Below are 24875 nucleotides of genomic sequence, written 5' to 3'. Positions count from 1 at the left end.
ACTTACCTGAACAAATGCGGCATGTTACCCGAGTCGGCCCCGCTTGGGTCGCAGCAGGGGTCGACAAATATGGGTTGTGCTACCATGCCCGCCTAATTTTTTCGTGCGGATTCCCATGAGCAGTCCTGATCCTCAAGCTAAAACGACCCTGGCGATTTACTTTCGTCTATTGACCTATGTGCGGCCGTATATAGGCCTTTTCTGCTTGAGCATTGTCGGCTTTCTTATCTTTGCGTCCACCCAGCCGATGCTCGCCTACATCCTCAAATACTTCGTCGATGGCCTGGCCAATCCCGAAGCCAGCCTGTTCCCCGGCAACCCTTATATTGGCCACCTGCAATTGCTGCAGGCGGTGCCGCTGATGATCGTGCTGATCGCGGCGTGGCAAGGTGCCGGCTCGTATCTGGGCAACTTCTTCCTGGCCCGCGTCTCCCTCGGGCTGGTGCATGACCTGCGCGTCGTGCTGTTCAACAAATTGCTCACGCTGCCCAACCGCTTCTTCGACAACAGCAACTCCGGGCATTTGATTTCGCGCATCACCTTCAACGTGACCATGGTCACCGGCGCTGCCACCGACGCGATCAAAGTCGTGATTCGTGAGGGCATGACGGTCATCTTCCTGTTCGGCGCGCTGCTGTGGATGAACTGGAAACTGACCCTGGTGATGCTGGCGATACTGCCGCTGATCGCGGTCATGGTGAACAGCACCAGCAAGAAATTTCGCAAGCAGAGCAAGAAGATTCAGGTGGCCATGGGCGACGTAACCCACGTGGCGTCCGAGACCATTCACGGCTATCGCGTGGTTCGCAGCTTTGGCGGCGAAGACTACGAAAAGGCCCGCTTCGAAAAGGCCAGCCGCAGCAACACCAAGAAGCAACTGGCGATGACCAAGACCGGTGCCGTCTACACGCCGATGCTGCAATTGGTGACCTACAGCGGCATGGCCATCGTGATGTTCCTTGTCCTTTATCTGCGCGGCGATTCCTCGGCGGGCGATCTGGTGGCCTACATCACCATGGCCGGCCTGCTGCCCAAGCCGATCCGCCAGCTGTCCGAAGTCAGTTCCACCATCCAGAAGGGCGTCGCCGGTGCGGAGAGCATCTTCGAACAACTGGACGAGCAAACCGAACAGGACCTGGGCACGGTAGAGCGCGACAAGGTTTCCGGCCGTCTGGAGGTCAAGAACCTTACGTTCACCTACCCGGGCACGGAAAAACGCGTGCTGAACGACGTCAGTTTTGTCGCCGAAGCCGGCCAGATGGTCGCGCTCGTGGGTCGCTCAGGTAGCGGCAAATCCACGTTGGCGAGCCTGATCCCGCGTTTCTACGATCATGTGCAGGGCCAGATCCTCCTTGATGGCGTCCAGACTCAGGATTACACCCTGCGCAGCCTGCGCCGACAGATCGCCCTGGTGAACCAGAACGTCACGCTGTTCAACGACACCATCGCCAACAATATCGCGTATGGCGATCTGGCGGGCGTGCCGCTGGAAGAGATCAAAAAAGCCTCGGCCGATGCCTATTCCGATGAGTTCATCGACAAACTGCCTCAGCAGTATCAGACCCTCGTTGGCGAGAACGGCGTGCTGCTGTCCGGTGGCCAGCGTCAGCGTCTGGCAATTGCCCGCGCGCTGCTGAAAAATGCGCCGCTGCTGATTCTCGACGAAGCGACTTCAGCGCTGGATACCGAGTCCGAGCGCCACATCCAGAAGGCGCTGGAAAAAGTCATGCAGGGCCGTACCACGCTGGTCATCGCCCACCGCCTGACCACCATCGAAAAAGCCGACGTTATTCTGGTGATGGACGAAGGCCGTATCGTCGAGCGCGGTTCACATGCCGAGCTGCTGGCGCTGAATGGCTACTACACGCGCCTGCATGCCAAACAGTTCGAAGAAGACGAGCCTGTCGAAATCGATCGGGCAGTCGATGCATGCTGAGTCACTTGCGCGCATGGCGTGAGCGAGGCTGGACACCGATCGATGCATCGACCTACGCCACCGCGTGGCAGCAGTTTGGCGGAAGCGTTGCCACGCACCCGCAGGTGATCGAGCGTCTGGCCGGTTTGGCGGATATTCCGGTTCGGTATCTGGGTTGGCTGCAGGACGGCAACGTTGTCGCTGCGGTCGCCTGCTGGGGCCGGGATCTGGCGCTGGCTAAAAAGGTGCTCAAGCAGCGTGATCGGCGGGTCTTCGATCTGGGCAATGCAGAGATCATTCTGCCGGTTGCCCCTGGGGTGACAGTGCCAGTGCGCCAGCGCATGAGCTATGTGTCGGAGTTGAACGCCGGCCAGATCGACACCCTCAAGCCGCAAGCCGAGAGCCTGGCGATCGCCCGCGCGCCCGAGGACTATTCCAAGAAATTCCGCTACAACCAGCGTCGCGAGCAGCGGTTACTTGAGGAGGCGGGCGGGGTCGTGCAGCCGATGCTGGATTTCACGTCCGAGGAACAAGCGCGCATTTACTCAAGCCTGTTTCATGCCCGCTGGGGCTTCGATGTACCGGGCAAGGATCACTTGGCCAAGGTGTTCGAGCTGATGCGCGAGTTCATGACCGGCTCGATAATCCTGCTGGAGGGCAAGCCCATTGCCGCTCAGGTGCTGTACAGGGTCGAGTCGCCGCATTGGGTGTCGGTGGAATACATCAACGGCGGTGTGGATCCGGCCCATCAGGCGCTGAGCGCCGGCAGCGTGCTGAGCTTCGTCAACACGCAGAACGCCTGGGCTGACGCGAGGGCGGTGAACAAGCCATTGCGCTATTCCTTCGGCCGCTCCGATCGTGAATACAAAGACCGCTGGTGCCAGACGGTGCCTGTCTACAAGGTTGGATGACATGTCCGGGCGCAAGCAGCAGCTTCTGAAACGACATCGGCGCAACAAGCGTCTGGCGCTGATCATCGGTCTGGTGCTGCTGATCGGCATTGGTATCGGGGTCGCGTGGTGGCTGGTGCCGTTGCTGATCGTTGCTGCCTGGGTGGCCCACGAAGCCTGGTTCTCCGACCATCTGTTTTATTCGCCCAAGAGCGACTACCGCTATCAGTTTCCCGACGCGGCCCAGTCGCAGGCTGTCTCCGTCGTCAACGGCATGCTGCAACTGAGCGAGCCATTGGCCGAGGGCGAAACGCTGCTGCTGGAGCTCGATCTGCGCAGCAGCTGGCTGGGTCGCTGGCTGGACCCTTACGTGGTGGCCGGCGACGACCGCCAGGATTTCGAACGGGGTTTCGCCGGGCGTCGCTACGTGAACCTCACCGGTCAGCGCGACGTCGTTGCTGACAGCACGTTGCGCCTCAAGGGCGGGTTCTGTCGCATCGGCAATGCCGCCCGTTTGTACGTGCTGAGCAACCCGGATTACCGCCAGCAACGGTTGATGATCCTCGCGCCCCACGCCGACGATGCCGAACTGGCAGCGTTTGGCCTGTACAGCCAGGCCGCCGAATGCAGCATCGTCACGGTGACTCAGGGCGAGATCGAGGCCGAACGCTATGAACGACTGGGGCTGAACCGCGCCGATGCCGCGCGGCTCAAGGGTCGCCTGCGCACGTGGGACAGCCTGGCGATTCCGTTGTGGGGCGGTGTGCCCCAGAGCCAGTGCGTGCAGTTGGGCTACTACTGCCTGCAACTGCCGGCCATGGCGCAGTCGCCGGATCAGCCGTTTGGCTCTCGCGACTCTTCAGAGACCGACATCCGCAGCGCGCGGCAGCACAATCCTTCGCCGTTGCCAGGGGATCGGGACGGCGCGCCGACCTGGAACAATCTTGTTGCCGATCTTGCAGCGTTGCTCGACGCGCATCGACCGGACGTCATTGTCATGCCGCACCCTGAACTCGACCCTCACGCCGACCACATCGCCACGACTCAAGCGTTATATGAGGCGGTGAGCAGAAGCGCGCACACGCCTGATGTGGCGCTGTTCTATGCCAATCACCTGCACGACAACGATCGCTGGCCCATGGGTCTGGCCGGGAAAGGCGTGGCGCTGCCGCCGTTCGTTGAAGCGCCGTCGGTTGATCAGCTCTGGAGTACGTCGCTCAGTTCGGACGTGCAACTTGATAAAGCCATGGCTCTGGCGATGCAGCATGACCTGCAGGGACCACCACCCCTGAAGAAGCGCCTGCGTCGGCAGATTCAACGCTGGCTGGCCGGCCGCGAATGGCCGCTGACGGGAGACGACGAATTCTTCCGCAAGGCCGTTCGCCGGCATGAGGTGTTCTGGGTTCGCCGCTTTCCGCGTCCTTGACTGCAACAGCCGATGCACCATTAAAGGCGCCATTTGAAGCGCCGTTTGAAGCACTACGGGATTCGAGGCCAACCGGCCAGCCAGCGCTGATCGCTGTGCTAAGATTCCGTCCTTGTCCATTTCTGCCACGGGTTGTTCGATGAAGTTGTCCATGCCGCGTTTTGATCAGGCTCAAGTGTTAGTTGTCGGCGATGTCATGCTCGACCGCTACTGGCACGGTGGCACTTCCAGAATCTCCCCTGAAGCGCCGGTGCCGGTGGTCAAAGTCGACCAGATCGAAGACCGTCCGGGCGGTGCTGCCAACGTGGCGTTGAACATCGCAGCACTGGGCGCCAAGGCGTCACTGGTCGGCGTCACCGGCACCGACGAAGCCGCTGACAGCCTGAGCAACAGCCTCAAGGCCGCTGGCGTCGTCGCCTGCTTCCAACGCATCGCCCACCAGCCCACCATCGTCAAATTGCGCGTCATGAGCCGGCACCAGCAGCTCCTGCGTATCGACTTCGAAGAACCCTTTGCCACCGATCCCGAGGCCCTGAGCCGCGAGGTCGACGCCTTGCTCGACGGCGTCAAAGTGTTGGTCCTGTCCGACTACGGCAAGGGCGCGCTGAAGAACCATCAAGTCCTGATCAAGGCAGCTCGGGACCGTGGCATTCCCGTGCTGGCCGACCCGAAGGGCAAAGACTTTGCCATCTACCGTGGCGCCAGCCTGATCACGCCCAACCTCAGTGAATTTGAAGCCATCGTCGGCCATTGTGTCGACGAGGCAGAGCTGGTCGCCAAAGGCGCAGCGTTGATGAAAGACCTCGATCTGGGTGCGTTGCTGGTCACTCGTGGCGAGCACGGCATGACCCTGCTTCGCCCGGACCAACCGACGCTGCACCTGCCGGCCCGTGCGCGGGAAGTCTTCGACGTGACCGGCGCCGGCGATACGGTGATTTCCACGCTGGCAGCGGCCATTGCATCGGGTGAGGAGTTGCCGCACGCGGTCGCGCTGGCGAACCTTGCGGCGGGCATCGTCGTAGGCAAGCTGGGCACCGCCGCGATCAGTGCGCCCGAGTTGCGTCGCGCCATCCAGCGTGCCGAAGGTTCCGAGCGCGGCGTGCTGACCCTCGATCAGTTGCTGCTGGCCATTGACGACGCCCGCGCCCACAACGAAACCATCGTCTTCACCAACGGCTGCTTCGACATTCTGCACGCCGGCCATGTCACCTATCTGGAACAAGCCCGCGCGCAGGGCGATCGGCTGATCGTGGCGGTCAACGACGATGCGTCGGTGAGTCGCCTGAAAGGCCCGGGCCGCCCGATCAACAGCGTTGATCGACGCATGGCCGTGCTGGCAGGTCTGGGCGCGGTGGACTGGGTGATCAGCTTCCCGGAAGGCACCCCGGAAAACCTTCTGTCCCATGTTCATCCGGACGTGCTGGTGAAGGGCGGGGACTACTCGGTTGATCAGGTCGTCGGCGCTGACATCGTCGCCTCTTATGGCGGCACCGTTAAAGTGCTGGGGCTGGTCGCCAACAGTTCAACGACAGCCATCGTCGACAAAATCCGCAGTCAGGACTGATCCGACGCCCGCAGCGCAGAGTGGCACCCCTTGCCGCTGCCATTTTTGTATTCGCAGTTCGGTATATGAACGTATGAAAGTCATGTTACTGGTGATGGATGAACAGCGCGTCATACTGGACGGCTTGTACGAAACCGTACGGCAGCAGTGTGACGACTGCGTCATCTTTCGCCTGAGCAAGCAACAGCAGCTGAATCTTGGGCCGTTTCTGGCCTCGGTCGACTATCAGAGCTACGACCGGGTGGTGATCTTCTCCCGGGTCAAACGGCTTGCTCGCCAGCGCGCGGTGCTCAAGTGCATCCCGGGGCTGATCTTTCTTGAGCACGATGCTTACCAGAATTACATGAGCGCGAGCAAATACCACGGGATGTACTCGCGCCTGTACCGGCAACTGCCGTGGAGTCGCGCGCTGCTGTCGGGCGCGGTGGTGGCGCGGCGTATGCGCGGCGAAGGCATTGATGCGGTATTCGTGTCCAAGGGCTATGACCAGGAAATGCTGCGCAATCTCGGGCAGCCCCGGGACATTCCGGTGGGCTTCCTTGGCAGTCTGAAGAGCCGCGAGTATTCCCAGCGCAAGCAGCTGGTGGAAAACCTCGCGCAGCGCGCCGGCATGCTGGTGACCCGCACGGCCTCCGGCGCCGAATACCTGGAAACCCTTAATCGCATCAGGATTTTCGTCAGCGCCGACATCGGCATGGGCGAGTTCATGATCAAGAATTTCGAAGCCATGGCTTGCGGTTGCGTGCTCCTCGCGTGGAGTCAGGGTGAAGAGGACGATCTGCTGGGCTTCGAAGAGGGGCGCAACGTCATGTTCTACCGCTCCGAAGACGAAGCCGTCGAGAAGATCCGCCTGCTGCAGAGCGACCCCGAGCTTGCCGCGCGCATCGCGGGCGAAGGGCAAAGATTCGCCGAAGAACGCTATGCCTTTGCCCGCGTGGGCCGCGATCTGGCCGATGAAATTCAGCGGCCAATGCGCCCGTGGCGGCGTCCATCCGCGCTGACCCGTGCCTGGGTCAAGTTGCGCCATGGCATGCAGGTGCCGGCCTGATGACGCTGCCGTCAGAACACGACAGCGCCGCGCCCCTTGTACCCCCTGTATTGCCGGGCGCCGATCAGGACGTGATCGGCGGACTTCCCGCTGCACTGCGCCAGTGCCTGGCAAACGCTGCACGGGTCATCCTCATCGCCAACAACCCTGCCATCACCCAGGCGGACTTCGATGCCTTGGGCGTGGGCGCCGACGATGTGGTGGTCAGCTTCAATCTGTGCATCAAGGCCGCTCTGCTGAAGCCAGAAAGCGTCAACCTGTTTGTGCACGGCTTCAATGCGCCGGACTGTTATTTCTTCGGACTCCCCGCAACCGCTGAAGTACAAAAACTCGCCGCCCAACCGGGGTCACGCTGCTTCACACTGTTGGTGGGATGCGCCGTGCAGCTGTGCCCGCTGCCTGACGTTGCGCTCTATTGGGACCGCATTCCGTTGCCGGCACTGGCTGAGCACTATCCGGTTGATCGCCCCAACGGCAAGCGCTTCGTCGGGCCCTCCACAGGATTCAACGTGCTGGTGCTGCTCGACTGGCTACGCCCCCATGCCGGTTATCGCTACAGACTTTTGACCCTGGGTTTTTCCAATGAAGCCGGCAAGCTCTGGGGCGGCCACGCCTGGGACTATGAGCGCCACTGGCTCCTGGGCGCCGATGTCGAGGTGATCGTCCTCAAGCCCCGAAGCTGGTGGCGCAAGCTGCTATTTAGTAAATGAACGACCCCGTCCGCCGCTTGCGCGCGCGTGTCCAGGCGCATCGCCATTGATCCCGGAGAGTTTGTCAGTGCTGAACATTGCGGTCGCGTTTTTTGGTATCCCGCGCAACTCGGAAATCTGTTTTCCTTCCATTGAGGAAAATGTCCTTGGCCAGTTGCCGAAGGGCAGCAACGTCAAATGCTTTTACCACCTCTACAAGATCGACGAAGTGCACAACCAGCGCTCGGCGGAGAAGGGCGAGCTGAAAGCGCAGAACTACGACGTTTTCCAGTCGATGACGGGGGTTCTCGAATCCACCGACGGCGTGCTCGATCGCTGGGATTTCGAACGGGTCAAGGCGATGGGAGACACCTGGGGCGACGAGCACGTTTCCCTGCGAAACCTGATCTATCAGCTCAACTCCCTGCACACGGTCACGGGCATGATGGAGTCGTTCGATCCGGACTTCGTGGTGTTTGTGCGTCCGGACAACTTCTTCCATTCGCCGCTGCCGGGTTATGTCTTTCATTCGCCGCAGGCCCGGCGGCTGAACGCCTATATCCCGGACTGGCAGTGGTGGGGCGGGCTGAATGATCGTTTTGCCATTTGCGGCCGCGATGTTTACCGGGCCTACGGCAAGCGGATCGAACGCATCTTTGAATTCTGCGAAGCGACTGGCCGCAAACTGCACTCGGAGCGCTTGCTCAAGTACGCGCTGCTCAAGGCGGATGCCCGGGTGTGCACACTGCCAACGACCGCCTCGCGTGTGCGCATCACCGGTGCCTTCGCCGATGAGTCGTTCTCACCGAAGCGCGGGATGGGCAAACGCGAAAACCGCTATTTCCACTTCTTCGCCCGGCTGCGCACCTGGCGTGACAAACGCCTTGCCGAGAAGAGCTGAGCGGCGGCTTACTTGTGCAGGCCGCTGCGAACCAGCCTGACCAGGCGCCGCGCCTTGATGCGCAGCTTGGTCAGCCCTGACTTGGGCTTCTTCTTCGGCGTCATGCCCTGCTGCACCAGCCAGTCCTTCCAGCGAATCCGCTCCTCGCGCACCACCCAGCCTTCTTGCGGAGCGAAGCTCTCGGCCAGATAAAGACCCCGCGTACCGGCAGGCGAAAGCTTGTCGTTCTTCAGGGTGTACAGCTCGGGCAGGGGCGAGCCGTTTTCCAGGGGCATCAGGTAGAGATCCGGCTTGCTGCGATTGAGGCGCGCCACCAGCTCGTTGTTTTCCAGGCTTTCATCGACGTGGAAAAGGCTCAGCGGTCGAGCCTCTTTCGGCACTTCCAGGCGCATGTCGTAAATCAGCTGCAACGAGGCGGTCGGTAAATGCACATAAGCGCGGGGCCGCTCGATCAGGGTCAGGCTGCCGCAACGTACAGGGCGTGCCGCCCCGGAAAGCGGTGTGAGGCGAAAGGGCATCGCTTCGCGGTAATGCAGCGCTGCCGCGTAGGGCGCAGGCAGCCAGGTTTCATTGAAGCGTCCGCCGAGCCAGCCTTGGGGCGTCTCGATCAGGCATTCCTCAGCGACTTCCTGCACCGCGGTGTGCAACGGCAGGTTGAGCTCGTGGGCGGGAACGTAGCCCGAGATCAGCTTGAGCACCACATCGCCACGGTCCTGACGGCGCTGGCGAACCAGCACCCAGTAATCGCGGTTCTGCCAGCGCAGGGTCAGGCGCACCGAGACGCCGAGATTGGCCAGCTCGGTGGAAAACCGTTCGCTGTCCTCTACGTCGATCTTGCGACGCCGCGCCAGGGTCTGGGTGAAATTCAGCGGCATCCCGACGCTCTGGTAGGTCAGGCCTTCCGGGGTGGCTTCGACGAATATCGGCAGGGTCTTGAAGTTACTGGGGTTCTTTCGGATCAGGGTTCGCGGCATATCGGCTCCTTCTTGCGTTGGGGTCGGCCGTGCGTCTCAGGGCTGACGACGGATCACGGCAGCGGCGGTTGCCACGTTATGGGCCAGATGCAGCGGGTTGATGGTGCCGACGATAGCACCGGTGACGCCGGGATGTTCAAACAGCAACTCGAAACTGGCACGCACAGGATCGACACCGGGGCTCAGGCAAACGTGCCCGCTGGCCAGTGCTTTTTTGACCAGCACCCCTTTGCCGTGTGCAGCAGCGTAGTCGAGGACCGGCTGTTCGCCCTGTTCGTTGAGGTTGTACGTGACCATCGCGCAGTCGCCGCCCTGCAAGGCCAGCAACCCGCCTTCGACGGTCTTGCCGGAGAAGCCGAACCCGCGAATCTTGCCTTCGCGCTTGAGCTCGGCCAGGGTCTGATACACGGCGCATTCGTTGAGCACGTGCAGGTCGTTGCCGTCGGAATGCACCAGCACCAAGTCGATGAAATCCGTTTCCAGGCGCTGCAGGCTGCGTTCCACCGAAAGCCGCGTATGTTCGGCGCTGAAATCGTGCCGAGACTGGCCGGCTTCAAATTCCTCACCCACCTTGCTGACGATTACCCAGTCCTGGCGTTGCCCGCGCAGCAGCGGGCCGAGGCGCTCTTCGCTGCGACCGTAGGCCGGGGCGGTGTCGATCAGGTTGATGCCCAGATCCCGCGCCAGCTTCAGCAGCATCTGCGCTTCGCCGTCGTCGGGAATCGTGAAGCCATTGGGGTATTTGACGCCCTGATCGCGGCCCAGCTTCACCGTGCCCAGCCCCAGGGGGGAAACGTTGATGCCGAGGGTGCCGAGCGGTCGATGCAGATCGTGCAGGGTCTTCATGGCAGCAGTTGATCCCAGACAGGCATGGCGAGGGGCGGCTTGGGGAAGTCGGTGTGCGGCGGTTGTGGGGTGGGGTGAATGTCATCCCGGGACAACGAGGCCAGTACGCGATCGGCGAAGTCGGGAGCCAGCGCCAGCTTGGTCGGCCAGCCAACCAGCAAGCGGCCTTGCACGTCGAGAAAGGCGTTGTCGGGGCGAACCAGACCGCTTTGCTGCGGCTCGGCGCGGTCCACGCGCAGGGTGGCGAACTGCGCCTGACTGAGGTCGACCCACGGCAGCAGATTCCCGAGTTCTTTTTTTGCGGCGGCGATCTGCTCGGCGGGGTTGCGGGCAACGCCTTCGGCCTCGGCAATGTCGCCGCCCAGGTACCAGACCCACTGACCGTCGGCCGCCGGATGCGTCGTCACCGTGATCCTTGGTTTCGGCCCGCCACCCAGGCAATGGGCGTACAGCGGTTTAAGCGTCGGGCCTTTGACCAGCACCATGTGCAGCGGCCGGCGTTGCATGGCCGGCTGGCTCACGTTCAGCGCCTTGAGCAGATCAGCCATGCCTTCACCGGCGCTGAGCACCACCCGCTGGGCGTGGATGTCGCGGCCGTCGACGCGCAGTCCGACCAGTTCGCCATCAACCCGCAGCGGCTCGATGTCCTGACCCGCCAGCAGGCTGTCGCCCGCCAGCTCCGTCAGTTTTTTCACCAGGCTGGGGATGTCGATGACCAGCTCGGCCAGGCGGTACACCTTGCCTTTGAAGCGCGGATCCTGAAGCGCAGGCGGCAGGTCGCTGCCCTTGACCTGATCGACGCGCCCGCGCACGGCCTTGCTGGCGAAGAAACTGGTGAGATTGCCGGCGATGGTGCCGGGCGACCACAGGTAGTGGGCTTCCGACAGCAGGCGCACGCCCGACAGGTTCAGCTCGCCTTTGCCTTCCAGCGCTTCGCGCCAGCGGCGGGGCATGTCGGCGATCGCTTCGGAAGCGCCGGACAGCGCGCCGTGCAGGGCGTATTTGGCGCCGCCGTGAATGATCCCCTGGGATTTGAGTGTCTGGCCGCCACCCAGGCTGGCCTTTTCCACCACCACCGTCGAAAAGCCCTGATGCCGCAGTCGCGCGTTGAGCCAGAGACCGGCAACGCCCGCGCCGACAATCAGGACGTCAGTGGAAATAGCAGATGACATGGGCACCTCAAATGGCGAAACGAATGCCGGCATTATAGGGGAAGGCTGTTTTCAGTAACCCCCTTAATGACCGGCCGTCTTCGAGAACAGCTGGATGACCACAACGCCTGCGACGATCAGACCCATGCCGGCGATGGCAGGCAGATCCAGTTTCTGCCCATAAATAAACAGCGCGGCGATGCTGACCATGACGATGCCCATGCCCGCCCACACGGCGTATGCCACGCCAACCGGGATGGTGCGCACCACCAGCGTGAGCATCCAGAACGCAATGCCGTAACCGACGATCACCAGCAGCAGCGGGATCGGCGTGCTCAGGCCTTTGACGGCTTTCATGGACACGGTGCCGATGACCTCGGCACAGATGGCGATGGCCAGCAGGTAGTACGCAGGCATGGTGTTACTCCTTTTCGATGGCCGTCATTAAAGCGGCTTACCCGGCACCGAACAACCTGGCGTTTTGGGGAGGCGCGGTGGTCTCAGGTGGACTGTGCCGGGCAAGATATGTGCGAAGCTCGATGGAAATCTGACAGCAATTGGCTGATAAACTCCGCGCCCATGAATAGAACCCTCTACAGCATCCTGTTTCACCTCGGCCTCCCATTGATCGCCCTGCGCCTGTGGCTGCGCTCGCGCAAAGCTCCGGCCTACGCGCAACGGGTCGGTGAGCGCTTCGCCCTGGGGCTGCCTGCCATGCAGCGTGGCGGGATATGGGTGCATGCGGTGTCGGTGGGCGAGAGCATTGCCGCTGCGCCGATGATTCGCGCGTTGCTGGCTCGCTATCCGCAATTGCCCATCACCATTACCTGCATGACACCGACCGGCTCGGAGCGCATTCAGTCGCTGTTCGCCCACGAGCCGCGCGTCCAGCATTGCTATCTACCCTATGACTTTCCGTGGGCCGCCGGGCGCTTTCTCGATCACATCCAGCCGAAGATCGGCGTGATCATGGAAACCGAGCTGTGGCCCAATCACATTCATCAGTGTGCGAAGCGCGGCATTCCGACGGTGCTGGCGAATGCGCGGCTGTCAGAGCGTTCCGCCCGTGGCTACGGACGCTTCGCCGGGCTGACTCGGCCGATGCTCGCCGAGATGAGCCTGTTTGCCGTACAGACCGAAACCGAGGCCCAGCGTTTTCGTGACCTGGGCGCTCGGCCCGAATGCGTCACGGTGACAGGCTCGATCAAGTTTGACCTGACCATCGATCCGCAATTGCTCGAGCGTGCCGTTCAGCAGCGTGAGCAATGGCAGACCCTGCAGCGTCCGGTCTGGATTGCCGCCAGTACCCATGCGGGCGAAGACGAGGTGGTGTTGGCGGCCCATCGCACGTTGATGGAAACCCATGCCGATGCGCTGTTGATCCTTGTGCCCCGTCACCCCGAGCGGTTCAACAGCGTGCTTGAGCTGAGCCAGCGGCAGGGGTTTGCCAGCGTTCGTCGGTCTACGGCCGAGGCGGTGACGCCGGAAACGTCGGTTCTGGTGGGCGACACCATGGGCGAGTTGCTGTTTCTGTATGCCGTGGCGGACATCGCCTTCGTCGGCGGCAGCCTCGTGCCCAACGGCGGCCATAACCTGCTGGAACCTGCGGCGCTGGATAAACCCGTTCTAAGCGGCCCGCACCTGTTCAACTTCCTCGAAATCGCCGCCATGCTGCGCAGTGCCGGCGCGTTGGAAGAGGTCAGTGACTCGCCCGCACTGGCCGCAGCGGTGAGGGGCTTGATCGACCAGCCCGAGAAAGCAAAGGCAATGGCCGATGCCGGATTGGCCGTGATGAAGGCCAATCAAGGTGCGTTGCAGAGGTTGCTGGATGGGATTGGGCGGTTGTTGAACTGATTGCGCCTGAAATGCCGCCTTCGTGAGCAAGGTGGAGCGCCACCCCGGTCACTCCCACAGGTGCGCTAGTTACCGCACGGCATCGGAGTGTCAGGGCGCCACCAATCCGACTAGTAAAGCTGGCCAACTCCGCAGCTCTGCCTGCTGACTGAGTACCTGTGGGACCGACCGGGGTGGCGCTCCACCTTGCTCGGGAAGAGGCAGGTACATCCGCCAAATCTTCAGCGGCTGGAATATCGTCTTCGTGAGCAAGCTCACTCCCACAAGTACGTCATTCACCACGCTACTGCGCGGTTTCAGGGCACAGGTCACTGACTACGAATCAAGCGCAGTGATTCCCGTTTCAATGCATTACATCCTTTCAGTGAAGCCGCTCACCGCTCCGTCGGCCGTTCGAAGTTCTTCGCCGCTTCTTTCGCCAGATCAGGCGGCAGGAAGTCTTTGTCAGGGTTGTAATCGGCCTTCAGGAAGCGCGACAGATCCTGCAGATCCCCAGGGCTCAGCGTGCCGGCTGCCTGCTTCAGACGCAGGTTGTCGAGGATGTAGTCGTAGCGGGTGTTGTTGTAATCGCGCACCGATGCATACAACTGGCGCTGTGCATCCAGCACGTCGACGATGTTGCGCGTACCCACCTGATAGCCGATTTCCGTGGCCTCCAGCGCGCTCTGGTTGGAGATGATCGACTGTTTGCGCGCCTGGACCTGCTCGACATCGGTGTTCACCGCGCGGTGCAGGTTTCGGGTGTTTTCCACCACCTGGCGGCGCAGACCTTCGCGCTGTTGTTCGCTCTGGCCGAGGCGGGCATAGGCCTCGCGGACTTGAGAACTGGTCAGCCCGCCGCTGTAGATGGGGATATTCACCTGCAGGCCGATGGTGCGTTGCTCGACGCTGCCGTGGAAACTCTGGCCGGTGTAATTGGGGTTGGTGAAGCCCAGCGGGTCGTTGTCGCCCTTCTCGTACTGCGCTACCGCATCGACGGTAGGCGCGTGGCCTGCCTTGCGTTGACGCAGGGTTTCTTCAGCGGCGCTGACGGCGTAGTTGCTGGCCAGCAGATTCAGGTTCTGCTGCGTCGCGGTGTCGACCCAGGCTTTCGCGTCGTTGGGCGTAGGTGCGAGCACAGGCAGGGTGTGCACGATGCCTTCGATGGAGTTGTAATCGCGGTTGGTCAGGGTGATCAGCGCCTGAAACGCGTCATCGACCTGGCGTTTGGCGACGATCCGCGCAGCGCGTGCGGTGTCGTAGCTGGCTTGCGCCTGAAGCACGTCGGTCTTGTCCGACAGACCGACGTCGAAGCGTTCATTGGCCTGATCGAGCTGGCGCTTGAGCGCCGCTTCCTCTGCCTTGGTCGAGGCGAGATTGTCCTGTGCGCGAAGCACCGCAAAGTAGTCCTCGGCGCTTTGCAGAATCAGGTTTTGCTCGGTGGCCGAGAGCTGCAGGATGGCCTGCTCGTTGACGTCCTTCGCAGCCTTGAGCTGGAACCAGCGGTCGGCACGGAAGATCGGCTGACTCAGGGTCGCGCGATAGACCGTTCCGCTGCGGCTGATGACGGCGGACGGTTGGTCAATCGATGTGCGGGTGTCATTGATGTCAGCGCCACCGGAGATGTTCGGCAGCAGGCCGGCGCGAGCCTGAGGCACGATTTCCTTCTGCGCGTCATAGCTGGCGCGGGCCGCCGCGAGATCAGCGTTGTTGTTCACCGCTTCCTGATACACGCTGACCAACCCGGTCCTGGTTGGCAGCGGCACGTCTGCTGCCCCGGCCATCGCACTCGAAGCACACGACACGGCAATGGCCAGTGAAAATTTGCGCAGCATAGACATTCCCTAGTAATTCAAGCGGTATGAAGACATTGACGTTGCGTCCGATCCAGATGGCTTTGGCGCCGCGTAGCGAGTGTAGTTCCAGAGGGTAGGGACAACAATCGGGCAAATCAGCCATTTAACGCGCGTTTGAATTCCGCGCTTGGCGTTTGGCCTGCGCCGCGACTAGACTGACGCCGTTCTTGTCGGGGTGCCTTGATATGAGGCTGAGATCGGATAATCCGGATCCCGTTGAACCTGATCAGGTTAGCGCCTGCGTAGGGAACAAGATTTCTCGTCTCCCGGCGAGTCCTCTTGAGCGTCGTCCGGGGTCGTCTTTGTTCAATTTCTGAACAGTCCGCGCCTCTTCGATTCTCAGCATCCATGTCGTCTCAGGGTGCATCCGTCCGTGTTCATCAGGCTCAAGCTCCGACAATTCATTCCGCCGCTGGATGATGTCTGGAGAGCCCGTGATGAGTACAACACTAAAAAACGCCAATCTGAGTGAATCCGCCCAAGTCGACTCGGGGTCGGTTCAACCGTTTACCCGCTCGCAGAAAATCTACGTCCAGGGCTCGCGTCCGGACATCCGTGTGCCCATGCGCGAGATCAGCCTGGACGTTACGCCCACCGGCTTCTCCGGAACAGACAGCGGCGGCGAGATCAATGCGCCGGTCTGTGTGTACGACACCTCCGGCCCTTATACCGACCCCAACGTCATCATCGACGTGCGCAAAGGCCTGGCCGACGTGCGTTCGGCATGGATCGAGTCCCGCGCCGACACCGAGCGTCTGGCAGGTCTGACCTCCAACTTCGGCCAGCAGCGTCTGGCCGATGCCGAGCTGACCAGGCTTCGTTTCGCCCACGTGCGCAATCCGCGTCGGGCAAAGTCGGGAGCTAACGTCAGCCAGATGCACTACGCGCGTCAGGGCATCATCACCGCCGAGATGGAATACGTCGCCATCCGCGAAAACATGAAGCTGCAGGAAGCCCGCGCCGCCGGCCTGCTCACCCAGCAGCACCCAGGCCAGAGCTTCGGTGCGAGCATTCCGAAAGAGATCACGCCTGAGTTCGTGCGCGAGGAAATCGCCCGTGGTCGCGCGATCATTCCCGCCAACATCAACCACGTTGAGCTCGAGCCGATGATCATCGGGCGCAACTTTCTGGTGAAGATCAACGGCAATATCGGCAACAGCGCGCTGGGCTCGTCCATCGAAGAGGAAGTGGCGAAACTGACTTGGGGGATTCGCTGGGGGTCGGACACGGTCATGGACCTGTCCACCGGCAAGCATATTCATGAAACCCGCGAGTGGATCATTCGCAATTCGCCCGTGCCCATCGGCACCGTGCCGATTTATCAGGCGCTGGAAAAAGTCGGTGGCGCCGCCGAAGACCTGACCTGGGAGCTGTTCCGTGACACGCTGATCGAGCAGGCGGAGCAGGGCGTGGACTATTTCACTATTCACGCCGGTGTACTGCTGCGCTACGTGCCGCTGACCGCCAAGCGCGTGACCGGGATCGTCAGCCGTGGCGGTTCGATCATGGCCAAATGGTGCCTGGCCCATCACAAGGAAAACTTCCTTTACACCCACTTCGACGACATCTGCGAAATCATGAAGGCCTACGACGTCAGCTTCTCCCTGGGTGACGGCCTGCGCCCGGGGTCGATTGCCGACGCCAACGACGAGGCGCAGTTCGGTGAGCTGGAGACACTCGGCGAACTGACCAAGATCGCCTGGAAACACGACGTGCAATGCATGATCGAAGGCCCTGGCCACGTGCCGATGCAGTTGATCAAGGAGAACATGGACAAGCAGCTCGAGTGCTGCGACGAGGCGCCGTTCTACACCCTTGGCCCACTGACCACCGACATCGCACCGGGTTACGACCACATCACGTCGGGCATCGGCGCGGCCATAATCGGTTGGTTCGGCTGCGCAATGCTCTGCTACGTCACGCCCAAGGAACACTTGGGGTTGCCGAACAAGGACGACGTCAAGACCGGGATCATTACCTACAAGATCGCCGCCCATGCCGCGGATCTTGCGAAAGGGCATCCCGGTGCGCAGATTCGCGACAATGCGCTGAGCAAGGCGCGGTTTGAATTCCGCTGGGAAGACCAGTTCAACCTCGGGCTGGACCCGGATACCGCGCGCGCCTATCACGACGAGACGCTGCCGAAAGACTCGGCGAAGGTCGCGCATTTCTGCTCCATGTGCGGGCCGAAATTCTGCTCGATGAAGATCACCCAGGAAGTGCGCGAGTACGCCGCCAACCAGAAGATCAGCGCGGTGGACGTGTCGGTGGACGAAGGCATGCGCGAGCAGGCGGCGCGGTTCAGGCAGGAAGGCAGTCAGCTTTATAAGAAGGTTTAGTGGCAAGCGGCAAGCGGCAAGTCACAAGCTGCAAGGAAAAGCAGGCCCGCGTTTGATCTTCTCTTGCGGCTTGCGGCTTGCGGCTTGCGGCTTGCAGCTCATAACGGCTCTTCAGCGAGACACAAAAGTGAACACTCCCGGCACCTATTCCCCCGACGCCCCCGTACCCGCCGCCAAGCGGGTTTTTGGCGGACGCGATCTATTCTCTCTGTGGTTTTCCCTCGGCATCGGCCTCATGGTCCTGCAAACCGGCGCATTGCTGGCGCCGGGGCTGGGCATGTCCGGCTCGATGCTGGCGATTCTCCTCGGTACGCTGGTCGGCGTCTTGCTGCTCGCTGCTGTTGGCGTCGTTGGCAGTGACACCGGGCTGTCGTCGATGGCGGCGCTCAAGCTCAGCCTGGGCAGCAAGGGAGCAGGCGTTCCGGCGATTCTCAATCTGCTGCAACTGGTGGGCTGGGGCTCGTTTGAAATCATCGTCATGCGCGACGCCGCCAGCCTGCTGGGCGCGGGCGCGTTCTCCGAAGGGAGCCTCTGGGCGAGTCCGATGCTCTGGACGATCGTTTTCGGCGCCCTCGCGACCTTGCTCGCCGTGAGCGGTCCGTTGGCCTTCGTCCGGCAGATCCTGCGCAAGTGGGGCATCTGGCTGCTATTGGCCGCGTGCGCCTGGCTGACGTTCAATCTGTTCAGCAAGGCTGACTTGACGGCGCTGTGGTCACGCGCGGGCGACGGTTCGATGCCATTTGCCGTCGGCTTCGACATTGCCATCGCCATGCCGCTGTCGTGGCTGCCGCTGATTGCGGACTACTCACGGTTCGGCAAGCGCGCCACCGGTGTGTTCGGTGGCACAGCGCTGGGCTTCTTCATCGGCAATTTCTGGCTGATGTCCCTTGGCGTGGCGTACACCCTGGCCTTCGCGCCAAGTGGTGAAGCCAACGCGCTGCTGCTGGCGCTGGCGGGCGCGGGGATGGGCATTCCGTTGCTGCTTATCCTGCTGGACGAATCGGAAAACGCGTTCGCCGACATTCACAGTGCAGCCGTGTCGAGCGGGATTCTGCTCAAGGCCAAAGTCGAACACCTGTCGCTGGCGATCGGCACCATCTGCACACTGATCGCCTGCTTTGCGCCACTCGCCCAATACCAGAACTTCCTGCTGATGATCGCTTCGGTGTTCGCGCCACTGTTCGGCGTGGTACTGGTGGATCACTTCATCCTGCGCCGCCGTCGTCACGGCATCGCGACGACGGGCCTGCGCTGGATGACGTTAATCGCGTGGATCGGCGGGATCGGCACCTATCATCTGCTGGCGAATCTGTATCCGGACATCGGTGCAACACTGCCAGCGCTCGTTGTGGCGGGTGTGTTGCAGTGGGTATTGGCGCGCGGACAGGCACCTGCATTCAAGGCCGACGTGCGGCGTTAACTCAGTGGGCTGGGCCTGGAACAGAACAACCAGGCTCAATGCCAGCGGGCGACTCAAAGCGAGTCGAGGTCCGGGAATCCCCAGTCTGTCAGCGGTGCGAGCTGGGACAGAAAAGTCAGGTGCTCGATGGTTTTGACCTTTTGCAGATGTTTCAGATCGGCTGGACCGCCAAGTGCGAGGGCAGGTACGAAGCCGTACATCTCATCGGGCTCCAGCGGTCCGAGTACTGTCATTGATTTTTCAAACAGATCGTCAAAGTCGTTCGACGCGTGATCAAAGGACGCAAAGAAGATTTTTATCTCGTCATCAAAACGTTCGGCGGGTATGTGTCGAGTGGTCCGCATATATCTGGCATAAACGGCATTGACCGTTAGCCAGCTTCCGGTTCCTTGCTGCCACATGTAGATATCACCAAATGCTCCTCTTGCGATCACATGATAGGTCTCAGGATGTGGAATGCCTGACTCCGACAGCCAACAGCGCATGGTTACTTCGTACTCGGCCGGGTTGACGCACCAAAATACTCCATTTCCGTAGCCGCTCCAGCCATACCGATGCCAATGTAATAACAGTTGCGATGGCAATACCCCTGTGTACTTTTCCATGGATGATAATGGAGCTTCCCTTCTATGTATTTCCGGGCCGACTTCTTCAATCAAGCAAACGTAATATTCGTCCATACCCCTATTTACACCTTTCCAGTCTTGCGTTGATTTTTGCGCTGTCACGCATATCTACGCTCGTTGTGCTCGCGGCGTGATCCAATCCGTCTATTCTGCCTCGCCACTGCGCGCCAATACTTGAATTGACACGTGCATCTCCGAAGTCAGAGATGACGTCTTTCCCTCCCGCAAATAAATCGGGGTTATGCAAAGCGGCAAGGATGCTCATCTTTTCTCGCGCTATGATTTTCGCCGCGCGTCTCGCTCCGAGTAGTGGGGTATCGTCTAGCTTCATTTTGGCCATGGCGTCTTTAATCAAACCTTCTTCCAGAGCCTTTCTGGCGAGCCGGGCCACCCCCGGATCCCTAACCTTATCTCCCGCCTTGAACGCCTCCCGCCCCCGCAGATACTCAGCCACGGTCAAATCATTCAGCCCTTTCTCCTGTCCCACCAGTTGCCTGTCGAACTCGGGAATCTTGCTGTCATGCAGGTTGCTCGCGTTAAAGCATGGCACCTTGTATTCCGGCATGCCCAGCGGTTTCTTCCCGCCCGGTCGATCGGTTTCACGATGGCTGTCGGACTTAGGCTCCGGTGTGAGCGAGCTACCCGTTCGAGCCCTGGCAGGCTGCAAGTCAGGCCGCCCTTTAAGGCCCTCTTCATGCTTGACCATCCACTGCGCCAGCCGCGCGCCTTTTCTGCTGGCGCGCATTTGGCCAGCCAGTAGCGCGATGTCGCCGCGACCTCGGGTCAAATACTCAACCACCGCGCCGAGCAGCAGGATTACCACTTCCGTGTGCCCGCGGGCGATGTGGTGTGCCGCTTGATCGACAACCCACGGGTCGTCCTGTGAAATCGGGTTTAGCCCATCGTTGCCTCGGGTCCCGTCCCAAGCGACCTCGATACCGCGCACGTAGTGGTCCAGCAGCGCAGGCAGACCTTGTACGAAAAACTCCGCGACCGACGCCAGCCCAAGCACCCCGAGAATCCAGCTGCTGGCTTGCAATCCCGCCGCCATGCCAGCGATCGCGCCGGGCCCCGCGCCTATGCCACCCGCCAGGGCGCCTACCCCCGCACCCATCGCGCCCCCGGCCAGAACACTGCCGACAATGATCATGGCCATGTCGCCGACGACGCCCATCAGATCAAACAGCACGTCGGCTATGTCGATGTCTGCGAATCGCTGGCGCAATAATGCGCTGGCTTCAAACTCGGCGCAGTAAAAGGCAGTTCTGATGTTGTCGACACGGCGCAGAACAAGTTCGACAGAAGGCGCCTGTTCATTTAGGTAACTTCGAAAGTCGCCTAGGCCGCTACTTTGAACTTCAAGCCTCAATCGATCTTCAATTTCAAACCATGACGGCAGGACATTCCATAAGCGCATCCCGTCTCCCTGACTGTTCTAAAAAGTTCAGGGCGGAACTTAATGATTAAATCAGTGAAGCGTCAATAAACAAGGGGTTTAATAATGGGGCGGGTTTAAGGAGGTTGATGTTTAATGTTTGGAAGTTATGTATGAACGTGTATGTAGGAGCTGGATATGGAAAAGAGGGGGGGTTAAGGAAGGGGATGTTAATAAAAAAGCCGGCGCTTTCTCAGCAACCGGCTTGGGTTCAACCAATCAGCTCCGGCCAGGAAACAGCTCAGGCTTAACGATGCCGTTCAACTGCGGATACGGAATCTTCAGCTCGATGTGGCCCATGGCGTAGGGGGCGATGGTTGTCACCGGGTACTTGAGGATCACCGCACCGTACGTCAGAGCAATGTTGGAAGTTTGCTTGAATGCCCACATGTTCTGGAACTCGGTGTCCTTGTCCAGCTTGCTGCTGATCAGCCAGGCCTGATGAGCGAGGCGGGCCTTGTCCCAGAAGGCAGCTTCCTGACCCGGCACCAGCATGTCCGCGAGTGTCAGCACGCGTTGCTGCTGGCGAGAATAGTTGATGAACGCGCGGCCCGGATTACCCTGGCCGCTGCCGGAATCGACGTAGCTGGACAGCTCCACGACCACGATTCCGTCATGCTGCTCACGTACCTTGGCTTGCAGGTAGCTGCTGTTGCGCGCCGGCGCGCGGCTCAGGTATTGCTCCTGATACGCCTTCAGCGTCGGCGGCACCGGACCATCGCTGTCGCTGCGGGTCAGTTGCAGCAGCGTGCGCTGGACGATCTCGTCAAGTTTCGGTTCATCGGGGAAATGCACGGTGTCGATGTTCACCAGCGGGCAATCATCGGTGGTGCAGCCGGGCTTCATCAGTTCGGAGGCGTCGCGCTGAACGGTCAGCGGACTGCGCAGATTGGGTTGAAACAGGCTTTGGCAGGCGCCCAAAATCAGGGCCACGCAGGCCAGTGAAATGATCTTCAGAAAAGACATGTTGATCCTTGGCATCGGCATAAGGGGGCGTCACGTGGTAGGTAACGGCAAGGTCCTTCGACTGTGGGTGGCGCAATCAGTTCGCCATCGGGCGGATTAGAGTGCTTTCCCCGGCAGTCGTCTACCCCGGTGACCGGTTTTGCGAATTCAAAGGGCTGCATCCCGCACCACAGCGCGTTAGGATGGGCCCGGACACAGTGCTCAAGCAGTGAGAAATGTATGACGGATAGCAACAGATCGACACCGACAAAGCACGAAATTACACACCGTGAGACCTGCTTCAAAGGGTTTTACCAGCTCGACCGTCTTCAATTGCGCCACGAGTTGTTCGCGGGCGGCATGGGCCCGGAAATCAAGCGGGAGCTGTTCGTTCGCCACGATGCGGTGTGCGTGCTGCCCTACGACGCCAAACGCGATGAAGTCGTGCTCATCGAGCAGTTCCGCGTCGGCGTTATCGGCAAGCATGAAAACCCTTGGCTGATTGAAATGGTCGCCGGCCTGATCGATAAAAAAGAGGAGCCCGAGGAGGTTGCTCACCGCGAGGCACAAGAGGAAGCTGGGCTGACGTTCAACGCCCTTTGGCCGATCACCAAATACTTTCCATCGCCGGGGGGCAGCAACGAGTTCGTGCATCTGTACCTGGGCAAGTGCGACAGCGAGGGGGCAGGTGGGCTGCACGGGCTGGTAGAAGAGGCCGAAGACATCCGGGTTTCGGTCTGGTCATTCGACGACGCGATGCAAGCCGTCAGGGACGGGCGCATCGTCAACGCCGCAACTATTATTGCAATGCAATGGCTGGCGCTTAATCGCGCCGAAGTAAGGGGGCTATGGTCGTGAATCTTCTGCGCGAGCGCTATCGTGTCGACCTCGCCGGGCTGCAAGCCGCCTGCGAGGCGAACTACGCGCGCTTGATGCGTTTGCTGCCCGATATGCGCAATCAACAGCGCTCACGCCGGGTCGCCGTGACCCAGGGCGATCAGATGCTGGGCGTGCTGGCGGTCGAGGTCATCCTCGATTGCCCGTACACCACCACGCTCCAAGTCCGTCAGGAACACAGCCTGCCGTGGTTGCCGGTGCCCGTCCTCGAAGTGCAGGTCTACCACGACGCGCGCATGGCCGAAGTCATCGGCGCCGAGCACGCGCGTCGTTTCCAGGGTATCTATCCCTATCCCAACGCCGACATGCACCAGCCTGACGAAAAGGCCCAGCTCAACGTGTTTCTGGGTGAATGGCTGAGCCATTGCCTGGCGTGCGGGCATGAGTTTGAGGCGGTACGCTGAGACGGCGCGACTTATCGGCTGGACCTTCTGCACGCAGATGAGAACCAAGCCCTCTTTCCAGGTTTGCCGCCGCACCGATCTCACACCATAATCCGGCCACATCCGCTTAAGGAGATGGCCATTGTCGAGCCCATCCTCTCATTCCTCATCCGTGCTGGTCGTCCAATTGACCGACAGCCATCTGTTCGCCGAAGCGGACGGCACGCTGCTGGGCATGCCCACGCGCGCCAGTCTCGATGCGGTGGTCGAGCGTGTCCTCATCGAGCAGCCGGCGATCGATCTGGTACTGGCGACGGGGGACTTGTCTCAGGACGGCACGGTTGAGTCGTATCAGGCATTCCGCGAGGCAAGTGAGCGCCTGAATGCGCCCGTGCGCTGGATTCCGGGGAATCACGACGAGCTGAGGGAGATGGCGATTGCCGCGCAGAACAGCGACTTTCTCGAACCGGTCGTCGACGTCGGCAGCTGGCGGGTCACGATGCTGGATTCTGCTGTTTCCGGGTCCGTCCCCGGTTATTTGCAAGACGGCCAGCTTCAGTTGCTCGCCCAGGCCTTGAGCGAGGCGCCGGAGCGGCATCATCTGGTGTGCCTGCATCATCATCCACTGCCCATCGGGGCGGCATGGATGGAACCCATCGGTTTGCGCAATCCCGAGGCGCTTTTTTCGGTCCTGGATCGATTTCCTCAGGTGCGTGCGGTGCTGTGGGGTCATGTGCATCAGGAATTCGATCAGCTTCGTGACGGCGTGCGGCTAATGGCTTCGCCATCGACCTGCATTCAATTCGCGCCGAACAGCGTGGATTTCGGTCTTGATGACCTTGCGCCCGGCTATCGCTGGCTGCGCCTGCACGACGATGGGCGGGTCGAAACCGGTGTTTCGCGTATCGAGCCCGACCTGTTCGACGTCGACATCAACGGCGCGGGCTACTGAAAGACATTTCCTCAATTTGCCGCGATTCGTCAACAGGTGAGTCATCGCGCAGTTGACCCTGTAAACTGCGTGGCTTTGCCTTGATGGGCGGCGACAGGCCAGCCCGTCCGGGATGTATCGATTGCCGTTTGGGAGGCAACTGCGTGAACCAGGATCAATCGACGCTTCTTTACATTCACGGCCTGAACAGCTCGGCCAGGTCGCAGAAAGCCACACAGCTGACGACGCTGATGGCGCGTCTGGGTCTGAGCGATTACGTGCGCGTGCCCGAACTGCATCATCATCCGCGTCAGGCGCTGACCCAGTTGGAGGCCGCAATCAAGGAGCTCGGTCGGCCGCTGCTGGTCGGCAGCTCGCTCGGCGGCTACTATGCGACTCACTTGGCTGAGCGCCACGGCCTCAAGGCTGTGCTGATCAACCCGGCGGTCAATCCGCATCAGCTCTTCGATGGTTTTCTCGGCACCCAACAAAACCTTTATACCGGCGAGAGCTGGGAGCTGACGCACGACCACGTGAAGGCGCTGGCCGAGCTGGAAGTGCCTGCTCCGCAGGACCCGCAGCGTATTCAGGTGTGGCTGCAGACGGGCGACGAGACGCTGGATTACCGCCGCGCCCAAAGTTTCTATCGGGCTTGTGCATTGCGCATCGAAGCGGGTGGCGACCATGGGTTTCAGGGTTTCGCTGCAAAGATGCCATCGCTGTTGAGCTTCGCCGGGTTCGCTCCAGCGCTGCTGCAGGGCGTCGATCTGAGCGGGCTCTGACCTGAGCCGTCGCTGCGACACACG

22 protein-coding genes and 1 riboswitch are annotated in these 24875 nt (G+C 61.1%); of the genes, 14 read left to right on the top strand and 8 right to left on the bottom strand.

Annotation, left to right across the window (positions count from 1 at the left end; translation table 11 throughout):
- Positions 1 to 115: 115 nt before the first annotated feature.
- From msbA to BBI10_RS08010, 7 genes are all read left to right on the top strand, one after another.
- Entirely contained in the window at positions 116 to 1936 is a 1821-nt protein-coding gene (msbA, locus tag BBI10_RS08040; RefSeq protein WP_065987845.1) for a lipid A export permease/ATP-binding protein MsbA, read from the top strand.
- Entirely contained in the window at positions 1930 to 2826 is an 897-nt protein-coding gene (locus tag BBI10_RS08035) for a GNAT family N-acetyltransferase (protein ID WP_065987844.1), read from the top strand. Before msbA ends, BBI10_RS08035 begins: the two co-directional genes overlap by 7 nt.
- Position 2827: 1 nt before the next feature.
- The gene (locus BBI10_RS08030; RefSeq protein WP_065987843.1) at positions 2828 to 4231 is read left to right on the top strand and encodes a PIG-L deacetylase family protein; all 1404 of its coding nucleotides are present in this window, start codon (positions 2828 to 2830) and stop codon (positions 4229 to 4231) included.
- A 139-nt stretch (positions 4232 to 4370) separates the two neighbouring features.
- Positions 4371 to 5795, top strand: coding sequence for a bifunctional D-glycero-beta-D-manno-heptose-7-phosphate kinase/D-glycero-beta-D-manno-heptose 1-phosphate adenylyltransferase HldE (hldE, locus tag BBI10_RS08025; protein ID WP_065987842.1), 1425 nt, complete (start codon positions 4371 to 4373; stop codon positions 5793 to 5795).
- A gap of 73 nt (positions 5796 to 5868) precedes the next feature.
- Positions 5869 to 6843: a glycosyltransferase gene (locus BBI10_RS08020; RefSeq protein ID WP_065987841.1), complete on the top strand. Its 975-nt coding sequence runs from the start codon at positions 5869 to 5871 to the stop codon at positions 6841 to 6843.
- Complete coding sequence (locus BBI10_RS08015; RefSeq protein WP_065987840.1) at positions 6843 to 7553, top strand: hypothetical protein; 711 nt, start codon at positions 6843 to 6845, stop codon at positions 7551 to 7553. Before BBI10_RS08020 ends, BBI10_RS08015 begins: the two co-directional genes overlap by 1 nt.
- A 67-nt stretch (positions 7554 to 7620) precedes the next feature.
- The gene (locus tag BBI10_RS08010; protein ID WP_065987839.1) at positions 7621 to 8433 is read left to right on the top strand and encodes a hypothetical protein; all 813 of its coding nucleotides are present in this window, start codon (positions 7621 to 7623) and stop codon (positions 8431 to 8433) included.
- A gap of 8 nt (positions 8434 to 8441) precedes the next feature.
- Here the strand turns inward: BBI10_RS08010 and BBI10_RS08005 are convergent, their stop codons facing one another.
- From BBI10_RS08005 to BBI10_RS07990, 4 genes are all read right to left on the bottom strand, one after another.
- Entirely contained in the window at positions 8442 to 9407 is a 966-nt protein-coding gene (locus BBI10_RS08005) for a metal ABC transporter ATPase (protein WP_065987838.1), read from the bottom strand.
- Positions 9408 to 9443: 36 nt separating this feature from the next.
- Positions 9444 to 10253 carry an aldo/keto reductase gene (locus tag BBI10_RS08000; RefSeq protein ID WP_065987837.1) on the bottom strand — a complete coding sequence of 270 codons (810 nt, stop codon included), beginning with the start codon at positions 10251 to 10253 and terminating at the stop codon, positions 9444 to 9446.
- On the bottom strand, positions 10250 to 11425 hold the full coding sequence (locus BBI10_RS07995) for an NAD(P)/FAD-dependent oxidoreductase (protein ID WP_065987836.1): 1176 nt from the start codon (positions 11423 to 11425) through the stop codon (positions 10250 to 10252). Before BBI10_RS07995 ends, BBI10_RS08000 begins: the two co-directional genes overlap by 4 nt.
- A gap of 63 nt (positions 11426 to 11488) precedes the next feature.
- Positions 11489 to 11821 (bottom strand): DMT family transporter, encoded by a 333-nt coding sequence (locus tag BBI10_RS07990; protein ID WP_065987835.1) that lies wholly within the window; start codon positions 11819 to 11821, stop codon positions 11489 to 11491.
- Between the two features lie 162 nt (positions 11822 to 11983).
- Between BBI10_RS07990 and waaA the strand changes: the two genes are divergently transcribed.
- Positions 11984 to 13258, top strand: coding sequence for a lipid IV(A) 3-deoxy-D-manno-octulosonic acid transferase (waaA, locus tag BBI10_RS07985; protein WP_065987834.1), 1275 nt, complete (start codon positions 11984 to 11986; stop codon positions 13256 to 13258).
- A 374-nt stretch (positions 13259 to 13632) separates the two neighbouring features.
- Here the strand turns inward: waaA and BBI10_RS07980 are convergent, their stop codons facing one another.
- Positions 13633 to 15072, bottom strand: a complete 1440-nt coding sequence (locus BBI10_RS07980; protein ID WP_065987833.1) for a TolC family outer membrane protein — start codon at positions 15070 to 15072, stop codon at positions 13633 to 13635.
- Between the two features lie 182 nt (positions 15073 to 15254).
- A riboswitch (TPP riboswitch) is annotated at positions 15255 to 15359 on the top strand.
- A gap of 171 nt (positions 15360 to 15530) precedes the next feature.
- Here BBI10_RS07980 and thiC point away from each other — a divergent pair.
- Positions 15531 to 17432: a phosphomethylpyrimidine synthase ThiC gene (gene thiC / locus BBI10_RS07975; RefSeq protein ID WP_065987832.1), complete on the top strand. Its 1902-nt coding sequence runs from the start codon at positions 15531 to 15533 to the stop codon at positions 17430 to 17432.
- A gap of 127 nt (positions 17433 to 17559) precedes the next feature.
- Positions 17560 to 18852, top strand: coding sequence for a putative hydroxymethylpyrimidine transporter CytX (gene cytX / locus BBI10_RS07970; RefSeq protein ID WP_065987831.1), 1293 nt, complete (start codon positions 17560 to 17562; stop codon positions 18850 to 18852).
- Between the two features lie 53 nt (positions 18853 to 18905).
- Here cytX and BBI10_RS07965 read toward each other — a convergent pair whose 3' ends face one another.
- From BBI10_RS07965 to BBI10_RS07955, 3 genes are all read right to left on the bottom strand, one after another.
- A complete protein-coding gene (locus BBI10_RS07965) occupies positions 18906 to 19532 on the bottom strand; it encodes a GAD-like domain-containing protein (RefSeq protein ID WP_065987830.1) in 627 nt (208 codons plus the stop codon).
- Between the two features lie 4 nt (positions 19533 to 19536).
- A complete protein-coding gene (locus tag BBI10_RS07960) occupies positions 19537 to 20895 on the bottom strand; it encodes a DUF6861 domain-containing protein (RefSeq protein ID WP_065987829.1) in 1359 nt (452 codons plus the stop codon).
- Between the two features lie 237 nt (positions 20896 to 21132).
- Positions 21133 to 21879, bottom strand: coding sequence for an RsiV family protein (locus BBI10_RS07955; RefSeq protein WP_065987828.1), 747 nt, complete (start codon positions 21877 to 21879; stop codon positions 21133 to 21135).
- 219 nt (positions 21880 to 22098) lie between these two features.
- Here BBI10_RS07955 and BBI10_RS07950 point away from each other — a divergent pair, with 219 nt between their 5' ends.
- From BBI10_RS07950 to BBI10_RS07935, 4 genes are all read left to right on the top strand, one after another.
- The gene (locus BBI10_RS07950; protein ID WP_065987827.1) at positions 22099 to 22716 is read left to right on the top strand and encodes an NUDIX domain-containing protein; all 618 of its coding nucleotides are present in this window, start codon (positions 22099 to 22101) and stop codon (positions 22714 to 22716) included.
- Complete coding sequence (locus tag BBI10_RS07945) at positions 22707 to 23159, top strand: DUF1249 domain-containing protein (RefSeq protein WP_065987826.1); 453 nt, start codon at positions 22707 to 22709, stop codon at positions 23157 to 23159. The genes BBI10_RS07950 and BBI10_RS07945 overlap by 10 nt, the downstream gene beginning before the upstream one ends.
- 121 nt (positions 23160 to 23280) lie before the next feature.
- Positions 23281 to 24090 (top strand): 3',5'-cyclic-AMP phosphodiesterase, encoded by an 810-nt coding sequence (cpdA, locus tag BBI10_RS07940; RefSeq protein ID WP_065987825.1) that lies wholly within the window; start codon positions 23281 to 23283, stop codon positions 24088 to 24090.
- 143 nt (positions 24091 to 24233) lie between these two features.
- Positions 24234 to 24851 carry a YqiA/YcfP family alpha/beta fold hydrolase gene (locus BBI10_RS07935; RefSeq protein WP_065987824.1) on the top strand — a complete coding sequence of 206 codons (618 nt, stop codon included), beginning with the start codon at positions 24234 to 24236 and terminating at the stop codon, positions 24849 to 24851.
- Positions 24852 to 24875 lie beyond the last annotated feature (24 nt).

Source organism: Pseudomonas graminis (assembly GCF_001705435.1).
Classification (GTDB): Bacteria; Pseudomonadota; Gammaproteobacteria; order Pseudomonadales; family Pseudomonadaceae; genus Aquipseudomonas; species Aquipseudomonas graminis_B.
This window is presented reverse-complemented; position numbering and strand designations above follow the sequence as displayed.

What these genes read in the sequence shown, in the direction of transcription:
- msbA (WP_065987845.1), top strand. Translation starts at nt 116, where the DNA reads ATGAGCAGTCCTGATCCTCAAGCTAAAACGACCCTGGCGATTTACTTT.
- BBI10_RS08035 (WP_065987844.1), top strand. Translation starts at nt 1,930, where the DNA reads ATGCTGAGTCACTTGCGCGCATGGCGTGAGCGAGGCTGGACACCGATC.
- BBI10_RS08030 (WP_065987843.1), top strand. Translation starts at nt 2,828, where the DNA reads ATGTCCGGGCGCAAGCAGCAGCTTCTGAAACGACATCGGCGCAACAAG.
- hldE (WP_065987842.1), top strand. Translation starts at nt 4,371, where the DNA reads ATGAAGTTGTCCATGCCGCGTTTTGATCAGGCTCAAGTGTTAGTTGTC.
- BBI10_RS08020 (WP_065987841.1), top strand. Translation starts at nt 5,869, where the DNA reads ATGAAAGTCATGTTACTGGTGATGGATGAACAGCGCGTCATACTGGAC.
- BBI10_RS08015 (WP_065987840.1), top strand. Translation starts at nt 6,843, where the DNA reads ATGACGCTGCCGTCAGAACACGACAGCGCCGCGCCCCTTGTACCCCCT.
- BBI10_RS08005 (WP_065987838.1), bottom strand. Translation starts at nt 9,407, where the DNA reads ATGCCGCGAACCCTGATCCGAAAGAACCCCAGTAACTTCAAGACCCTG.
- BBI10_RS08000 (WP_065987837.1), bottom strand. Translation starts at nt 10,253, where the DNA reads ATGAAGACCCTGCACGATCTGCATCGACCGCTCGGCACCCTCGGCATC.
- BBI10_RS07995 (WP_065987836.1), bottom strand. Translation starts at nt 11,425, where the DNA reads ATGTCATCTGCTATTTCCACTGACGTCCTGATTGTCGGCGCGGGCGTT.
- BBI10_RS07990 (WP_065987835.1), bottom strand. Translation starts at nt 11,821, where the DNA reads ATGCCTGCGTACTACCTGCTGGCCATCGCCATCTGTGCCGAGGTCATC.
- waaA (WP_065987834.1), top strand. Translation starts at nt 11,984, where the DNA reads ATGAATAGAACCCTCTACAGCATCCTGTTTCACCTCGGCCTCCCATTG.
- BBI10_RS07980 (WP_065987833.1), bottom strand. Translation starts at nt 15,072, where the DNA reads ATGCTGCGCAAATTTTCACTGGCCATTGCCGTGTCGTGTGCTTCGAGT.
- thiC (WP_065987832.1), top strand. Translation starts at nt 15,531, where the DNA reads ATGAGTACAACACTAAAAAACGCCAATCTGAGTGAATCCGCCCAAGTC.
- BBI10_RS07965 (WP_065987830.1), bottom strand. Translation starts at nt 19,532, where the DNA reads ATGGACGAATATTACGTTTGCTTGATTGAAGAAGTCGGCCCGGAAATA.
- BBI10_RS07960 (WP_065987829.1), bottom strand. Translation starts at nt 20,895, where the DNA reads ATGCGCTTATGGAATGTCCTGCCGTCATGGTTTGAAATTGAAGATCGA.
- BBI10_RS07955 (WP_065987828.1), bottom strand. Translation starts at nt 21,879, where the DNA reads ATGTCTTTTCTGAAGATCATTTCACTGGCCTGCGTGGCCCTGATTTTG.
- BBI10_RS07950 (WP_065987827.1), top strand. Translation starts at nt 22,099, where the DNA reads ATGACGGATAGCAACAGATCGACACCGACAAAGCACGAAATTACACAC.
- BBI10_RS07945 (WP_065987826.1), top strand. Translation starts at nt 22,707, where the DNA reads ATGGTCGTGAATCTTCTGCGCGAGCGCTATCGTGTCGACCTCGCCGGG.